Source organism: Cobetia sp. 1CM21F (genome assembly GCF_023161745.1).
Classification (GTDB): Bacteria; Pseudomonadota; Gammaproteobacteria; order Pseudomonadales; family Halomonadaceae; genus Cobetia; species Cobetia amphilecti.
In genome coordinates this window covers 72,120-88,923 of sequence record NZ_JALNTQ010000001.1, presented here as the reverse complement: position 1 = coordinate 88,923, position 16,804 = coordinate 72,120, and the positions used below count along the sequence as shown (strand labels likewise).

The 16,804-nt window shown below is 62.2% G+C and carries 14 protein-coding genes and 1 pseudogene; 12 read left to right on the top strand and 3 right to left on the bottom strand.

Annotation, left to right across the window (positions count from 1 at the left end; genetic code table 11):
• The first annotated feature begins 30 nt into the window (after nucleotides 1–30).
• The 3 genes from aat (at nucleotide 31) to infA (ending at nucleotide 2,186) form a co-directional block, all read left to right on the top strand.
• A complete protein-coding gene (gene aat / locus MSG32_RS00320; RefSeq protein WP_043333849.1) occupies nucleotides 31–747 on the top strand; it encodes a leucyl/phenylalanyl-tRNA--protein transferase in 717 nt (238 codons plus the stop codon).
• A gap of 36 nt (nucleotides 748–783) precedes the next feature.
• Nucleotides 784–1,587 (top strand): arginyltransferase, encoded by an 804-nt coding sequence (locus tag MSG32_RS00315; RefSeq protein ID WP_248376861.1) that lies wholly within the window; start codon nucleotides 784–786, stop codon nucleotides 1,585–1,587.
• 380 nt (nucleotides 1,588–1,967) lie between these two features.
• Complete coding sequence (infA, locus tag MSG32_RS00310) at nucleotides 1,968–2,186, top strand: translation initiation factor IF-1 (protein ID WP_024953359.1); 219 nt, start codon at nucleotides 1,968–1,970, stop codon at nucleotides 2,184–2,186.
• 576 nt (nucleotides 2,187–2,762) lie between these two features.
• On the opposite strand, the gene clpA is transcribed toward infA, so the two are convergent.
• From clpA to icd, 3 genes are all read right to left on the bottom strand, one after another.
• Nucleotides 2,763–5,027 carry an ATP-dependent Clp protease ATP-binding subunit ClpA gene (gene clpA / locus MSG32_RS00305; RefSeq protein ID WP_043333850.1) on the bottom strand — a complete coding sequence of 755 codons (2,265 nt, stop codon included), beginning with the start codon at nucleotides 5,025–5,027 and terminating at the stop codon, nucleotides 2,763–2,765.
• Between the two features lie 33 nt (nucleotides 5,028–5,060).
• Nucleotides 5,061–5,462 (bottom strand): ATP-dependent Clp protease adapter ClpS, encoded by a 402-nt coding sequence (gene clpS / locus MSG32_RS00300; protein WP_082388342.1) that lies wholly within the window; start codon nucleotides 5,460–5,462, stop codon nucleotides 5,061–5,063.
• Between the two features lie 498 nt (nucleotides 5,463–5,960).
• Nucleotides 5,961–7,223: an NADP-dependent isocitrate dehydrogenase gene (icd, locus tag MSG32_RS00295; RefSeq protein WP_043333852.1), complete on the bottom strand. Its 1,263-nt coding sequence runs from the start codon at nucleotides 7,221–7,223 to the stop codon at nucleotides 5,961–5,963.
• A 100-nt stretch (nucleotides 7,224–7,323) separates the two neighbouring features.
• Here icd and MSG32_RS00290 point away from each other — a divergent pair.
• The 9 genes and pseudogenes from MSG32_RS00290 to aceA form a co-directional block, all read left to right on the top strand.
• Nucleotides 7,324–7,860, top strand: a pseudogene (locus tag MSG32_RS00290) (pseudouridine synthase); the annotation flags it as partial.
• Between the two features lie 269 nt (nucleotides 7,861–8,129).
• Nucleotides 8,130–8,579 (top strand): NUDIX hydrolase, encoded by a 450-nt coding sequence (locus MSG32_RS00285; RefSeq protein ID WP_043333853.1) that lies wholly within the window; start codon nucleotides 8,130–8,132, stop codon nucleotides 8,577–8,579.
• 201 nt (nucleotides 8,580–8,780) lie between these two features.
• A complete protein-coding gene (gene mnmA / locus MSG32_RS00280; RefSeq protein ID WP_054555617.1) occupies nucleotides 8,781–9,962 on the top strand; it encodes a tRNA 2-thiouridine(34) synthase MnmA in 1,182 nt (393 codons plus the stop codon).
• Entirely contained in the window at nucleotides 9,959–10,594 is a 636-nt protein-coding gene (gene hflD / locus MSG32_RS00275) for a high frequency lysogenization protein HflD (RefSeq protein ID WP_043333854.1), read from the top strand. The genes mnmA and hflD overlap by 4 nt, the downstream gene beginning before the upstream one ends.
• 149 nt (nucleotides 10,595–10,743) lie before the next feature.
• The gene (gene purB, locus MSG32_RS00270; RefSeq protein WP_248376860.1) at nucleotides 10,744–12,111 is read left to right on the top strand and encodes an adenylosuccinate lyase; all 1,368 of its coding nucleotides are present in this window, start codon (nucleotides 10,744–10,746) and stop codon (nucleotides 12,109–12,111) included.
• 270 nt (nucleotides 12,112–12,381) lie between these two features.
• Nucleotides 12,382–13,626: a cupin domain-containing protein gene (locus MSG32_RS00265; protein ID WP_248376859.1), complete on the top strand. Its 1,245-nt coding sequence runs from the start codon at nucleotides 12,382–12,384 to the stop codon at nucleotides 13,624–13,626.
• Complete coding sequence (locus MSG32_RS00260; protein WP_225347173.1) at nucleotides 13,623–14,054, top strand: GNAT family N-acetyltransferase; 432 nt, start codon at nucleotides 13,623–13,625, stop codon at nucleotides 14,052–14,054. Before MSG32_RS00265 ends, MSG32_RS00260 begins: the two co-directional genes overlap by 4 nt.
• Before the next feature lie 338 nt (nucleotides 14,055–14,392).
• The gene (locus tag MSG32_RS00255; RefSeq protein ID WP_225347174.1) at nucleotides 14,393–15,163 is read left to right on the top strand and encodes a hypothetical protein; all 771 of its coding nucleotides are present in this window, start codon (nucleotides 14,393–14,395) and stop codon (nucleotides 15,161–15,163) included.
• A 197-nt stretch (nucleotides 15,164–15,360) separates the two neighbouring features.
• Complete coding sequence (gene aceA, locus MSG32_RS00250; protein ID WP_225347175.1) at nucleotides 15,361–16,671, top strand: isocitrate lyase; 1,311 nt, start codon at nucleotides 15,361–15,363, stop codon at nucleotides 16,669–16,671.
• Nucleotides 16,672–16,804 lie beyond the last annotated feature (133 nt).

The window sequence follows — 16,804 nt, the reverse complement described above, 5'->3', positions numbered from 1 at the left end:
GCATGTTCCCGAACCGACAAGAGGCTGCCCATGCTTCCCTGGCTTCCCCCTGCCCCTGTCCGCTTTCCGCATGCTTCCACCGCCCTGAGCGAGCCCGACGGCCTGCTGTGTGCAGGGGGCGAACTCAGTCCCGAGTGGCTGCTGGCGGCCTACCCCCGCGGCATATTTCCCTGGTTCAGTCCGGGCGACCCCATCCTGTGGTGGTCACCGGACCCACGCATGGTGCTCAAGCCAGAAGAAGTCCGTGTACGCCGCAGTCTGGCCAAGCGCCTGCGCAATGCAGGCCTGAGCTACAGTATCGACCGCGACTTTACCGGTGTGATCAATGCCTGTGCCAGCATTCCTCGCGATGGCCAGGCAGGCACGTGGATATTGCCAGAAATGCAGCAGGCCTACATCGCCCTGCATGCCATGGGACATGCCCACAGCGTTGAAGTCTGGCAGGGCGATTCTCTGGTGGGCGGCCTGTATGGCGTCGCCTGTGGACGCATCTTCTTCGGCGAGTCGATGTTCTCGCGCGTGCCCGATGCCTCGAAACTGGCGCTGGTGATCCTGTGCCAGGAATTGAAGGCACGGGATTTCCCGTTGATCGACTGTCAGATGCATACTCCGCACCTGGCAAGTCTTGGCGCCCGCAGCATCGCCCGCAGCGATTTCATCAGCTATCTTGACCAGTATGCCACTGGCCAAGGGCATGAGGGCAAGTGGTCACTGACATCCTGGCCCACGCAGCACGCCCGGGAATGATGGCTACGGCAATTCCAAGAGGGAGATGATGCAACGGTGAGCAGCAATACCCCCAAGCAACCGCAACGCGATCTGCGCTTCTTTCTGACGGTACCGCACGCCTGCAGCTATCTGGAAGGCCGCCAGGCGACCACGCTGTTTCTCGATCCGCAGGAAGCGCCCAATTCCGGTGTCTATGACGCCCTTGCCCTGCTCGGCTTTCGTCGCAGCGGCTCTCATCTCTATCGTCCGCATTGCGGTGATTGCCGTGCCTGCATTTCCGTGCGCGTGCCGATCGCCGACTTCACGCCCAACCGTACCCAGAAGCGTCTGGTGCGTCGCAATGCCGACCTGGTCATCGAAGAGGGGCCGGCACTCTTCGACCCCGAGCATTATCGCCTCTACGCCCATTACATCCGCAGCCGTCATGCGGATGGCGACATGTTCCCGCCCAGTCATGAGCAGTATCGCACCTTCCTCACCTCCCGCGATGACTATGCCCGCCTGGTGAGCTTTCGCCTCGATGGCCGTCTGGTGGCCGTCGCCGCCATGGACCGCATGAGTCATGGCCTTTCCGCCATCTATACCTTCTACGATCCGGATGAGTCACTGAATCAGCGCTCGCTGGGGACCTACGCGGTGCTGTGGCAGATTGAGCAGGCACGCCGCGAAGGCCTGACCCACCTCTATCTGGGCTACTGGATCCGCGATTGCCGCAAGATGAACTACAAGCAGCATTTCCAGCCGCTCGAGTATCTGGACGGCAGCCACTGGCGGCGACGCATACCGGCCAACCATACCGACAGCCATCTGCCACTGAGCCTGGTCAAGCAAGGCGCGTCAGTGACGTCCAGCGAGTGACGCGCTGAGCTCATTGCATGGGCTCATTCCAAAGGCTCATTCCATAGGCTCTTTCGACGCGCTCTCCAGGCGCCCTCTCGACGCAAGCGCTCCGACAACGCTAAGGTGATGCAATGCTCAGCTGGCAGGGGCTCACCAGACAGCGCCGAGTGCCGACCAACCGCCTGCCGGGAATTACCCCGGCGCAAGATGCCGATTTTTATCTTCCTCCTGAGCTGCCCACAGGCGCTCAAGGAGCGTACAATCGCGCTTCGACTTTGCCTTGCCGCCGCCCTTACGGCACAATATCGCGTATCGAAGTCCCGAATCGGGCACTTTTTGTGCTGAGGCGGCTCGGAACTACCAGCAGTATTCCCTGTAATAATTGAGGATCAGCCTATATGGCGCGTGAAGATCATATTGAAATGGAAGGCGTCATCGTCGACACCCTTCCGAACACCACTTTCCGTGTTGAACTGGAAAACGGCCACATCGTGACCGCTCACATCTCCGGCAAGATGCGCAAGAACTACATCCGCATCCTGACTGGCGACAAGGTCAAGGTTGAGCTGACTCCGTACGACCTGTCCAAGGGCCGTATCGTCTACCGTTCGCGCTAAGCACGGTCAGACTGCCCTGCCGGTTGCCATGCCATCGATCACTCTGCACGTCCTGGACCTGCATGCGATCATCATGACACCGGCTGGCTGAACCGGTCGTTCCCGGCACCTCAGGCACCAGCGTCACCTCCGCCTGAACCCTCCGCCCGGACCCGGAACGCATCGAGGTTGCAAGACTTGCCCTTCGCGGCGAGACACCCGCCACCTCGATGGCGTATGCCTGAGTATTCCGATGATGCCGCCTTGTCCCATGAATGCGTCTTGAGCCCGAACGCCAATCTGGTCTTCGCTCCCATTCAATGATGACAGGCGGCTCATCCCCGCTGGGCATCTTCTCCCCCAGTACGCATTCGCTTCCCCCGATACGCATTCGCCTCCTCCAGTACTCATCCAACTCCCCCGCCCTTCTCTTGAGGATGGCGAGCCCCTTGGCGTGCGCGCGTGTCCAGCTTGAGCAATCGACGTCATGCTCGCTACGTGCTGACAGCTTGCTGACTGACGGGCATAAAAAAACGGCCAGTGCTTGAGCACTGACCGTTCATATCGCCCCTTCAGGGCAGCAAGCTGAGCATCAGATCACGCCATTTCCGCTTCCGTTTCCAGGTGCAGCTCGCCGTTGTCGACCGTGACATGCACGATGCCGCCCGACTCGGACAGGTCGCCGAACAGGATCATCTCTGCCAGCGGCTTCTTGAGCTTCTCCTGAATCACACGTGCCATCGGGCGAGCACCCATCGCCGGGTCATACCCAAGGGTCGCCAGCAAGTCGCGCGCCTCGTCAGCGACATCCAGCTGCACACGCTTCTCATCCAGCTGCGCCTGCAGTTCGACCAGGAACTTGTCGACCACATTGCGCACCACGGCGAGATCCAGCGCGCCGAACTGGATGATGCCATCCAGACGGTTGCGGAATTCCGGCGAGAACGTCTTGCGGATGACTTCCATGGCGTCGGTGGAGTGATCCTGGTGCTTGAAGCCGATGGAGCGACGCGCCACCTGCTCGGCACCCGCATTGGAGGTCATCACCAGAATGACGTTGCGGAAGTCCGCTTCGCGACCGTTGTTGTCGGTCAGGCGGCCGTGGTCCATCACCTGCAGCAGCAGATTGAAGACTTCCGGGTGTGCCTTCTCGATCTCATCCAGCAACAGCACGCAGTGCGGCTGCTTGGTGATGGCTTCGGTCAACAGACCGCCCTGGTCATAACCGACATAGCCCGGCGGTGCCCCGATGAGGCGCGAGACGGTGTGACGCTCCATGTACTCGGACATGTCGAAGCGCACCAGCTCGATACCCATCAGCGCCGCCAGCTGACGGGCGACCTCGGTCTTGCCGACGCCTGTCGGGCCAGCGAACAGGAAGCTGCCCACCGGCTTGTCCGGCGCCTTGAGGCCTGCACGCGACAGCTTGATCGCCGCGGACAACCCGGTGATGGCGTCGTCCTGCCCGAACACCAGCATCTTGAGATCGCGCTCGAGATTGGACAGCAGCTTCTTGTCGGAACTGGAGACCGTCTTCGGCGGAATGCGGGCGATGGAGGCGACGATCGCCTCGACCTGCTCGGTATCAATGGTGTCGACGCGGATGCTCTCCGGCAGCAGGCGCTGGTGGGCACCAGCCTCGTCGATCACGTCGATGGCCTTGTCCGGCAGCTGACGGTCGTTTATGTAGCGGTCCGCCAGACGCACTGCCGTTTCCAGCGAGGCATCGGTGTACTTGATGGCATGGTGCTCCTCGAAGCGACCACGCAGCCCCTTGAGGATGCGGATGGTGTCATCCACCGACGGCTCCATGACATCGACCTTCTGGAAGCGACGCGCCAGGGCGCGGTCCTTCTCGAAGATGCCACGGAATTCCTGGAAGGTGGTGGAACCGATGCAACGCAGCTCGCCCGAAGACAGCAGCGGCTTGAGCAGGTTGGAGGCATCCATCACGCCACCGGACGCGGCACCCGCACCGATGACGGTGTGGATCTCGTCGATGAACAGGATCGAGTTCGGTTCCTTGCGCAGCTCCGCCAGCAGCGACTTGAGACGCTTCTCGAAGTCACCGCGGTACTTGGTGCCGGCCAGCAGCGCCCCGAGATCCAGCGAGTAGACCACGGCTTCCTTGATGACGTCCGGCACGTCCTCCTCGACGATGCGCTTGGCGAGACCTTCCGCGATGGCGGTCTTGCCGACACCGGCCTCACCGACCAGCAGCGGGTTGTTCTTGCGGCGACGCACCAGAATCTGCACCACGCGCTCGAGCTCACCATCGCGGCCGATCAGCGGGTCGATCTTGCCCAGACGCGCCTGCTCGTTGAGGTTGGTGGCGTAGTTGGTCAGCGGGTTGTTGCCGCCCTCGCTGCTCGCCTCTTCGCTCTCTTCATTCTCGACCGACGCCTGGGGCGTCTGGGTGTGACCCGCGACCTTGGAGATGCCATGCGCGATGTAATTGACCGCATCCACACGCGCGACATTCTGCTGCTTGAGGAAGTAGACGGCCTGACTTTCCTGCTCGGAGAAGATGGCCACCAGCACGTTGGCGCCGGTCACTTCACTCTTGCCGGAAGATTGCACATGGAAGACGGCACGCTGCAGGACGCGCTGGAAGCCCAGCGTCGGCTGCGTCTCGCGGTCTTCCTGCTCTTCCGGAATCAGCGGGGTGGTGGAATTGATGAAGTCCTGAAGGTCGACTCGCAGCTTGTCCAGATTGGCACCACAGGCGCGCAGGACATCGGCAGCGGAGGCATTGTCCAGCAGTGCCAGCAGGAGGTGTTCCACGGTCATGAATTCGTGGCGTTTGGAACGTGCCACGGTGAAGGCCGTGTTCAGGGTCAGTTCAAGTTCTTTGCTCAACATGGCAAGTCCCCTCTAGGCCGCGTCTTGGACGGATCACTCCGCCCGGTCGATGTCGCACAGCAGCGGATGCTGGCACTCTCGAGCATATTGATTGACTTGGTGGCATTTCGTTTCCGCGATATCGCGACTGAAGATGCCACAGGTTCCTTTTCCCTGATGATGGACAGCGAGCATGATCTGTACTGCCTGCTCCTGATCCTTGTTGAAAAAGGTGGTCAGCACCTCCACGACGAAGTCCATCGGCGTGAAGTCATCATTGTGCAGAACGACCTTGTACATGGGCGGTGGAGCCAGTTCAGGCTCAGCGGTCTCGAATGCCAGATCACCTTCGTGGTCTTCCTGGTATCCGGGTTCCTGAGCCGACGGGGCCTGATTGCTGATCGACAGTGTCTCCAGAAAGGGAGGACTGCCGCGCGATGTCTCTGTCTTGAACATAAGGGGCTGATCCGGTGAACACAAGCCGTGACGAAGCAGATTGCCTCAACGCGCCGCGGAGAAGGTCAAGCGCTGCCACGTCGTCTCAATGTGGGTGTGATAAAGAAAAGATGGGGGCTTGTCGATCTGGTTGCAAGCTTTAGTCGCGCACGCCTGAGCGTACACGTTCATGCCTGCATCGCGACGCTCTGACATGAATGCGGACATTTGCATGCATTTTCGCTCACATACGCGACAGACACCTCTCGACAGGCGTCGCCAACTGGCGACCCATTCAAGCATCTCGCCTCTCGATGAAACCCGGAATGCTACCGCACAGAACCCCCGCGCAGAACGCTCCACGCAGAACGCCCAGGGGTGGCAATCGTTGGCAGCCGTCTGGGCGCGCAGCCGAGAGCTTCCATCTCAAACGCAAGAAGGCCCCCGGACATGTCCGGGGGCCTTCTGCTGAAACCTGTCACGCAACCTGATGCCTGGGCATCAGATCAACGCAGGGTCTCAGGCATCCATGTTGTCAGCAACAGCCTGACCGAACTCGGAGCACTTCAGCAGCTTGGCATCGTCCATCAGGCGATGGAAGTCATAGGTGACTTCGCCCTTGGCGATGGCCTTCTCGACGCCTTTCAGCACGAGATCAGCCGCTTCGACCCAACCCATGTGACGCAGCATCATCTCGGCAGAGAGGATGACGGAGCCCGGGTTGACCTTGTCCTGGCCAGCGTACTTCGGTGCAGTACCGTGAGTCGCTTCGAACATGGCGACGGTGTCGGACAGGTTGGCACCCGGCGCGATACCGATACCACCCACTTCCGCCGCCAGAGCGTCGGACAGGTAGTCACCGTTCAGGTTCAGGGTGGCGATGACGTCATATTCCGCCGGACGCAGCAGGATCTGCTGGAGCATGGCGTCAGCGATGACGTCCTTGACCACGATGTCCTTGCCGTTGTTCGGGTTCTTGAAGGTCATCCACGGGCCGCCATCCAGCAGCTCGCCGCCGAACTCGTCCTTGACGATTTCGTAGCCCCAGTCCTTGAAGGCACCTTCGGTGAACTTCATGATGTTGCCCTTGTGCACCAGGGTCAGCGACTCACGGTCGTTGTCGATGGTGTACTGGACAGCCTGACGGACCAGACGCTTGGTACCTTCTTCGGAGACCGGCTTGACGCCGATACCGCAGTTCTCCGGGAAGCGGATGTTGGTGACACCCATCTCTTCACGCAGGAACTTGATGACCTTGTCGGCTTCCGGCGTTCCCGCTTTCCATTCGACACCGGCATAGATGTCTTCGGAGTTTTCGCGGAAGATGACCATGTCGACGTCAGCCGGCTTCTTGACCGGGCTCGGCACACCAGTGAACCAGCGCACCGGGCGCAGGCAGGTGTACAGATCCAGCTTCTGACGCAGAGCGACGTTCAGGGAGCGAATACCACCGCCCACCGGAGTGGTCAGCGGACCCTTGATGGAAACGATGTAATCCTTGACAGCCTCGAGAGTCTCTTCCGGCAGCCAGGTGTCAGCATCATAAACGTGAGTGGCTTTTTCACCGGCGTAGACTTCCATCCAGTGAATCTTGCGCTCGCCGCCATAGGCCTTGTCGACAGCAGCGTCGATGGCAATCTTCATGGCCGGAGTCACGTCCACACCGATACCATCGCCTTCGATGAACGGGATGATCGGATTATTCGGAACGTTGAGGGTATTGTCGGAATTTGCGGTGATCTTGGCACCGCCTTCCGGGACGACAATCTTCTGGAACCCCATTGATAACTCCCCTGTCATGGATTCAGTGGAGGCGCGAGTATAGCACCCGTGCCGCTTCTCACAGTAGGCTTATACGGCAGCCGCGACAAAAGTCTAAACCATGTCTCTCATATATCTGCTTCACAAGCCTTACCGCGTCCTGACCCAGTTCACCGACCGCGATCAGGGCCGCCAGACACTCGCTGACTTCATCGACGTGCCGGATGTCTATGCCGCCGGGCGCCTCGACTATGACTCCGAGGGACTACTGCTGCTCACCAGTGATGGCGCGCTCTCCCACCAGATCGCGCACCCGAAGAAGCAGCCCAAGACCTACTGGGTGCAGGTGGAAGGTGCCCCTGACGAGCAGGCCATCGCCGCGCTGCGTGCCGGTGTCGAACTCAAGGATGGCATGACGCGCCCAGCCAAAGTGCGGCGCATCGAGCCCCCCGAGTTGCCTGACAGGCAACCTCCTGTGCGCTTTCGTGCGAGCATCCCGACCCACTGGCTGGAGATCATCATCAGCGAAGGTCGCAATCGCCAGGTGCGTCGAATGACCGCCCATGTCGGCCTGCCGACCCTGCGTTTGATCCGCGCGGCCATCGGGCCGTGGAAGCTCGACGGCCTTGCCCCCGGAGAATGGCGCAGCGAGGAAGTCGAGATGCCTGCGCCACCTCGTCGCGAGTCCCGCTCGCCACGTCACAAGGGCGCGACGGGCAAGCCGGGCGAGCGCCGCACTGGCAACGCTGGCCCCCGAGGCAGTGGCAATAAAGGCAACAGCGCGGGCAAGAGCGGCAAGGGTTCAGGTCGGGGTTCCCGTCGGAGTTCTGGCCAGACTGAAGGCAAGAGTTCAGGCGAGACACCCGGCGCCGGAGCCCGCGCCCCCTCTCGTCGTCCCTCATCCCCCAAGAAAGGAAGGAAATCCTGATGGCTGCTCGCTGGACCCCGAATGTCACCGTCGCCTGTGTCGTCGAACGCGCCGGGCGCTACCTGATCGTCGAGGAAGACAAGGGCGGGCCCTGCACGGTGTTCAACCAGCCGGCCGGCCATCTCGAACCGCATGAGCGCATCATCGACGGCGTGCAACGCGAAGTGCGCGAGGAAACCGCCTGGCGCATCCTGCTGACCGGCTATCTCGGCCTCTATGTGCACGTGGCCGAGGACGGCACCCACTTCCACTCCCACAGTTTCGAGGCCGCCGCCCTTGAGCACCTGTGCACGCCGCTGGACCCTGACATCGTCAGAACGCACTGGCTGTCGCTTGAGGAGATCGAGCAGCTCGAGGACATGGGTCGCCTGCGCAGCCCGCTGGTGACCCGGCGCATTCGCGACAGCCAGCGTGGCAAGCGCTTCCCGCTGGATGTGCTGCACGATTGAGCGATTGCCCGCGCCGGAAGTCCGCCGCCGGGCGTGCTGTCGAGCGGCGCTTGCGGCCCAGTGCGGCAGACGGCGCAGGCGGGGTGAATCCCACCCCCGCCTTCAGGTATAATCCCGCCCATTCAAGCGGCGCCAGAATGACGGGTCTGCCGCCTCCCCTGTTTGTGACAACCCGCGGCCATGCGGGTGACGAGAGAACTGATGACCGCTGAAACCGGTACCGGAACCAAGGTCATCGTCGGCATGTCCGGCGGTGTCGACTCCTCCGTCTCTGCCCTGTTGTTGATGGAGCAGGGCTACCACGTCGAAGGCCTGTTCATGAAGAACTGGGACGAAGACGACGGTAGCGAATACTGCACCGCCCTCGAAGACCTGGCCGATGCCCAGGCCGTGTGCGACAAGCTCGGCATCAAGCTGCACACCGCCAACTTCGCCGCGGAGTACTGGGACAACGTCTTCGAGCACTTCCTGGCCGAGTACAAGGCCGGTCGCACGCCGAATCCCGACATCCTGTGCAACCGCGAGATCAAGTTCAAGGTCTTCCTCGAGTATGCCGAGATGCTGGGCGCCGAGCTGATCGCCACCGGTCACTACGTGCGTGGCGGCGTGCGTGATGGTCTCCCGCGCCTGCTCAAGGGCCTGGACACCAACAAGGACCAGAGCTACTTCCTGCATGCCGTGCCGCAGGCGGCCATCGCGCGCACCCTGTTCCCGGTCGGCGAGCTCGAGAAGCACGAAGTGCGCGCCATCGCCGAGAAGCATGAGCTGATCACCGCGCGCAAGAAGGATTCCACCGGTATCTGCTTCATCGGCGAGCGGCGTTTCGCCGACTTCCTCAAGCAGTACCTGCCCGCTCAGCCCGGCAAGATCGAGACCCCCGATGGCGATGTCATCGGCGAGCACATGGGCCTGATGTACTACACCCTCGGCCAGCGCCAGGGGCTGGGAATCGGTGGCCTCAAGCGCTATCCGGACGCGCCCTGGTTCGTGTGTGCCAAGGACCTGGAGCGCAACGTGCTGATCGCCGTGCAGGGCAAGCACCACGACCTGCTCTACACTCAGGCGTTGAGCACCGAATCCGTCGACTGGGTCGCCGGCGAGCCGCCGCAGACCGATGCCAATGGCGAGCTGCGCATTCGCTGCAAGAACCGCTATCGCCAGGAAGATCAGGCCGCGACCTTGATCGTCAATGACGGCCAGCGTGTCGAGGTGCGTTTCGATGAACCGCAACGCGCCGTCACGCCCGGCCAGTCTGCCGTCTTCTATCTCGGCGACATCTGTCTGGGCGGCGGCGTGATCGATGCCGCCTGGAAACTTCCGGCGGCGGACGCCAGCGCTTCCACCGCCCCGCTCTCTGGCCCCGAGGAGTCCGCCGCGCAATGACCAGCGTGCCGATCCGTCCCGTCACTGATACCACTACCCGCCAGGCACTGTCGCTGGCGGGCGTCTTCCAGGCAGCCGCGCTGGTCGATGAGCTGGCCCGCCACGGCCAGTGCGATGAGCGCGCCTGGGAAACCCTGGTCAATGCCACGCTGGATACCAATCCGGAAAGCTTCGAAGCCATCTACGGCGGGCACCATAACCGCCTGCGGCTCGGCATCGACACCGTCAGTGCGGTGATGGAACGTCGCCAGGTCTCGCCTGTGGTGATGCGTTACGGCTTCTCGCTGGTGATGCTGATGAGCAAGCTCAAGAAGGACCCGGACATGCTGGACAAGCTGGGCGCGGGCCTGACACGCATCCAGGGCCAGGCCGAGCACTTCGGGCCGACCCACGAGAACGTGATCGCAAGCCTGGGCGAGCTTTACCAGCAGACCCTCTCCACCTTCCGCTACCGGATAGTGGTGCAGGGCGACCCCGGCCTGCTGCAGCAACGCATGATGCCGGAACGCATCCGCTGCGCCCTGCTGGCAGGCGTGCGCTTCGCCCTGCTGTGGGACCAGCAGGGTGGCCGTCGCTGGAAGCTGGTCTTCCAGCGCAGCGCGCTCAAGAAGTCATTGCAGCAGCTGGGCTGAGCCCGCCTCCGCGCTCGCGCCAGCGCGTCACCTGACGCACCAGATTCACACCCGAATTCGCTTCAACAACGCTGGAGCCCATCAACCGGGCTCCGAGACACTTGAACCGGCAGCGCATCATGTCCTGCCACCATCGGAAGATTCTCATCATGCAGCTGTCCGCCCTCACCGCCCTGTCTCCCGTCGATGGCCGCTATGGCGCCAAGACCGAGGCCCTGCGCGAGCACTTCAGTGAATTCGGCCTGATCCGTGCCCGCGTCATCGTCGAGGTGCGCTGGTTGCAACGCCTGGCCGCCCACGCCGAGATCGCTGAAGTGCCGGCCTTCTCCGCGGATGCCAACGCCGTGCTGGATAGCATCGTCAGTGAATTCAGTGTCGAGGATGCCCAGCGCATCAAGGACATCGAACGCACCACCAACCACGACGTGAAGGCGGTCGAGTACTTCCTGAAGGAAAAGGTCGAGGGCAACGCCGAACTCAACGCCGTCACCGAGTTCATCCACTTCGCCTGCACCAGTGAAGACATCAACAACCTGTCTCACGCCCTGATGCTGCGTGGCGGCCTGGACAACGTGCTGCTGCCGCAGATGCGTGAAGTGACCGAAGCGATCGTCGCGCTGGCCCACCAGCACGCCGAACAGCCGATGCTGTCGCGCACCCATGGACAGACGGCCAGCCCGACCACCCTCGGCAAGGAAATGGCCAACGTCGCTGCGCGTCTGCGTCGTCAGCTGGCGCAGATCGAACGCATCGAGATGCTCGGCAAGATCAACGGTGCCGTGGGCAACTACAACGCCCACCTGACCACCTACCCGGCCATCGACTGGGCGGCCAACGCCGAAACCTTCGTCGAGAGCCTCGGGCTGACCTTCAACCCGTACACCACCCAGATCGAGCCGCACGACTACATCGCCGAGCTGTTCGATGCCATCTGCCGCTTCAACACCATCCTGATCGACTTCGATCGTGACGTCTGGGGCTACATCTCGCTGGGTTACTTCAAGCAGCGTACCGTGGCCGGCGAGATCGGCTCCTCCACCATGCCGCACAAGGTCAACCCGATCGACTTCGAGAACTCCGAAGGCAATCTGGGCATCGCCAACGCCGTGCTGGGCCATCTGGCACAGAAGCTGCCGATCTCCCGCTGGCAGCGTGACCTGACCGACTCCACCGTGCTGCGCAACCTGGGCACCGGCTTGGCGCAGGGTCTGATCGCCTATCAGGCGACCCTGAAAGGCATCAGCAAGCTGGAAGCCAACCCGGAGCGCCTGAACGCCGATCTGGACAACAGCTGGGAAGTGCTCGCCGAGCCGATCCAGACCGTCATGCGTCGTTACGGCATCGAGAAGCCCTACGAGAAGCTCAAGGAGCTGACCCGCGGCAAGCGTATCGACCAGGCCGGTTTCGCCGCCTTCATCGAGACGCTGGAACTGCCGGAAGACGTCAAGACCGAGCTGAAGGCACTGAGCCCGGCCAGCTACATCGGCAACGCCATTACACAGGCCAAGGCGCTCTAAGCGGCGCAGGTCACTGCAAGTCTCAAGACGCCGGGGCCTCTGCTCCGGCGTCATGCATTGCGTATTAGACAGCATGCAGCACGCTGCACATTGAACGACACACTGGATTCACGACCACTGACGCTCTCCGTCAGTGGGCACGACATGCCACGCTCTCGAGGCTCGGCATGGAACGCATCGCCGTCTGCCATCCGGCAAAACGGCTTCAACGACGTCATCGCGAGACCGCCGCCACCTGACAGGCTGCCGTTCGCGTTCGAGAGGTTCTGCATGAGCACATCCCCCGCCCCCCGCGACACCGACACGCCACTGGCACTGTTGGGCGGCCTGAGCATCCGTGAATTCCTGCGCGATTACTGGCAGCAGAAGCCGCTGCTGATCCGCGGAGCCTTCGCAGACTTCGAGACGCCGCTGGAAGCCGATGAACTAGCCGGTCTGGCCTGTGAAGATGGCATCGAAGCCCGTCTGGTCGAGGAAAACGGCCCGGACAAGGCCTGGCAGGTCAGCCACGGCCCCTTCGATGAGGCGACCTTCGCGCGTCTCGACGCCAAGGACGACAGCCAGTGGAGCCTGCTGGTACAGGCGGTGGACCATTACGTCCCCGACGTCGCCGCGCTGTTCGAGCCCTTCACCTTCCTGCCGCGCTGGCGCCTCGATGACATCATGATCAGCTACGCGCCGACCGGTGGCAGCGTCGGCCCGCACCTGGACAACTACGATGTCTTCCTGCTGCAGGCCCAGGGCCAGCGTCATTGGCAGCTGGGCGGCATGCATGGTGACCACGCCGAGATCATCGATGGCATCGACCTGCGCATCCTCAAGCACTTCGAGGTCACTCCGGGCGAGGACTGGGTGCTGGAACCCGGCGACATGCTCTACGTGCCGCCGCGCCTGGCGCACCACGGTGTCAGCCAGTCCGATGACTGCATGACCATCTCCGTCGGCTTCCGTGCGCCTTCCGCCGATGAAGTCGTCACCTCCTACGCCGACTATCTGGGTGCCAGTCTGCCGGAATCGCTGCGCTACCGTGACCAGGGCATGGCACCGGTCGCCAATGCCGGCGAGCTGGACGACGCCTCGCTCGAGCGCGTGCGTGAGTTGCTGCTCAGCACGCTGGACAACCCGACCCAGCTGGCACAGTGGTTCGGTCGCTACATGACCCAACCCAAGTATCTGGAGCAGCTCGCCGCCCGCGAACCGGCCCTCAAGACGCATGAGCTGGTCGAGTATCTGGAAGATGAAGGCGTACTGGTGCGCTCCCTGGGCTCACGCTTCGCCTTCCGTCACGGCGAGAATGGCACCAGCACGCTGTTCGTCGATGGCGATGGCATCCTGGCCCCTCAGCCGCTGGCGGAAGCGCTGGCCTCCGATCAGCGCCTCACGGCGGTGTTGCTTGACTACACCACAGCAGACCTTGATCGCAGTGCCGTGGTCAGCCTGCTGACGGCGCTGATCAACCGCGGCAGCCTGATACTGGAATGCGACCTTCAGGACGAAGAGGACGATGAAGAATGAGTGACGCCATGATCAGCCTGGAACGGGGCGACTGGCAGACGTTGGGCAACGAGGCCAGCGAGATCCGCCGCGTCGTGTTCATCGAGGAACAGCAGGTACCGCAGAATGAGGAGTGGGACGGGCGCGATGACACCTGCGAACACTTCCTCGTGCATCTGGATGGCCGCACCGTCGGCACGGCCCGTCTGTTGCCGGACGGCCATGTCGGCCGCGTCGCCATCCTCTCCGAAGCGCGCGGACTGGGGCTTGGCCAACGCCTGATGGAAGCGGTCATCCATGCTGCGCGCCAGGCTGGTCATGCTGAAGTGCTACTGGATGCTCAGACCCATGCGCTGGAATTCTATCAACGCCTCGGCTTCACGGCTTACGGCGACGAGTTTCTCGATGCCGGCATACCGCACCGCAGCATGCGCTTGATTCTGAACTGAATTTTAGCGTCCGCCTTACAAAAACCGGCCCCATTTGGGGCCGGTTTTTTTGTGCCTTGAAGTTTCTTGTAGTCTGGCTACAACCCGCTCCTTGACCATGTCATCATTCCCCAAGGCCCATGGATACTGACATCATGACGTCATTGATAAATATTAAAACGACTGTTTGTCGGCAGGAATTCCACAACGTTGAAACTGGTATAAAACGATCGTTTTAATGCGACCAAGGAATGAAAGACAGCACTCAATTTCGGAGCGATGCTAGAGATCAGGTCATTTACGCTGCACTGCGACATGACACGCTGCCCGACCCGGCACCGCCTTCAGGAGATTCGCCCATGCTCACCTCAGACTCACGAACGCAGACCACCCTGATGGGCGGTAGAGGTGACCAGGTACTCGGGCAGCCTGAGGATGCCGCTCTGGCCGAGCAATGGCACAACGCCGAGATCCGCACGCGGATTCTCAAGCTGGCACGTCCCCTCAAGGACCTGCTGCCACCGCAGACAGCGGAGTCGGTGGCGGCACAGGCGCAGACGATCTGCCATCTGAGTCGCGACCAGCGCTGGCAGCTTCCCGGCGAGCAGTGGCAACTGCGCTCACAGGGCAGCGGCTGGCAGCTGAAGTGCAATGGGAAGCTGAAGTGCAGTGTGCAGCCGGCAACCGCAGGCGAGACGCAGGACGCGCCTGACCAGCTGGCGCTTGCCGGACTCACCGATGACGTGACTGGGGTGCAGCTGGGCAACCGCCCGCTCCCTCGGGCCCTCTGGACCCTGGCCGCCGCGCGGCATCGCGGCGAACGTCATTCGGTGCTGGCCATTGCCCAGATCAGCAGCGTGCGCGAAGCGCTGTGCTGGGGAGAGCTGATCTCACGGCTGCGTGCGCCGGACGGCAGGCCGCCACGCATCGCCCTCACCCTCAGCCACTGCACGTTACCCACGCTGGAAGCCAGCCTGTACTTCCTGATGCCCTGGTTGGACAGCATCACGCTGACAGCGGCCCCCGGCCTGGAAACTGCCTGCCTTGGCGTGATCAAGGCTCGCTTCAGACTTGCTGAGCCAGCGGAGCTCGACAACGCCACCGACGACGCCTTCTGTCGCACGGCGTGACTCCACTGGTAACGCCTGAAAGATCAATAACAACAACAAACTGTCATGCAGCAACTCAAGACGCAGAGCACCGACACTCCCATTTCACGCGTCGCTCTCGCGTCGACCGCCAGACGAAAGACAAGCGAACAGACACAAGACACAGACAACACGCCAGGGGCTGAGCCCCGACGACGAAGCCATCAGGAGATGCCACCATGAGTCACACACGTGCCGATCAGATTGCCGCGCTCGAAAAGGACTGGGCCGAGAATCCGCGCTGGAAAGGGGTCACTCGCCCCTATTCCGCCGAGGATGTGGTGCGCCTGCGCGGTTCCGTTCCGGAAGCCAATACCCTGGCGACCCGCGGTGCCGAGAAGCTCTGGAAGCTGGTCAATGGTGATGCCAAGAAGGGCTACGTCAACTGTCTGGGCGCCCTGACCGGTGGCCAGGCCATGCAACAGGTGAAGGCCGGTATCGAGGCCATCTACCTGTCCGGCTGGCAGGTCGCCGCCGACAACAACACCAGTGAAGCCATGTACCCGGATCAGTCGCTCTATCCGGTGGATTCCGTGCCGACCGTGGTCAAGCGCATCAACAACACCTTCCGCCGCGCCGACCAGATCCAGTGGCAGAAAGGGGCCAATCCGGGCGATGCCGACTTCGTCGATTACTTCGCGCCTATCGTGGCGGATGCCGAGGCCGGTTTCGGTGGCGTGCTCAACGGCTACGAGCTGATGACCGCCATGATCCGTGCGGGTGCCTCCGGCGTGCACTTCGAGGACCAGCTGGCCTCGGTCAAGAAGTGTGGCCACATGGGCGGCAAGGTACTGGTGCCGACCCAGGAAGCGGTGCAGAAGCTGGTGGCCGCTCGCCTGGCTGCTGACGTGGCGGGTGTCCCGACCCTGGTCATCGCGCGTACCGATGCCAATGCCGCTGACCTGATCACCTCCGATGTCGACGACTACGACAAGCCGTTCCTGACCGGTGAGCGCTCCGACGAAGGCTTCTATCGTGTCAATGCAGGCCTGGATCAAGCCATTGCCCGCGGCCTGGCCTACGCGCCCTACTCCGACCTGATCTGGTGTGAAACCGCCAAGCCGGACCTCGAGGAGGCGCGCCGCTTCGCCGAAGCGATCAAGAAGGAATACCCGGACCAGCTGCTGGCCTACAACTGCTCGCCTTCCTTCAACTGGAAGAAGAACCTCGACGACGCCACCATCGCCAAGTTCCAGCAGGAACTGTCGGACATGGGCTACAAGTACCAGTTCATCACCCTGGCCGGTATCCACAACATGTGGTTCAACATGTTCGATCTTGCCTACGACTATGCGCAGGGCGAAGGCATGAAGCACTACGTCGAGAAGGTGCAGGAAGCCGAATTCGCCGCAGCCGAGAAGGGCTACACCTTCGTGGCGCACCAGCAGGAAGTCGGCACCGGCTACTTCGATGACATGACCAACGTCATTCAGGGCGGCAACTCCTCCGTCACCGCACTGACGGGCTCCACGGAAGAAGACCAGTTCTAGACCGCTGACATCACGGCATGGCACCTCGCAATGACCGGATTGCGCGAGGTGCCACTCGCAGACTGACCGAAGCCCGCTCACGCGGGCTTTTTCGTGCTTTACGCCTTGAATGCCCGCCGCGAATGTCCACCAT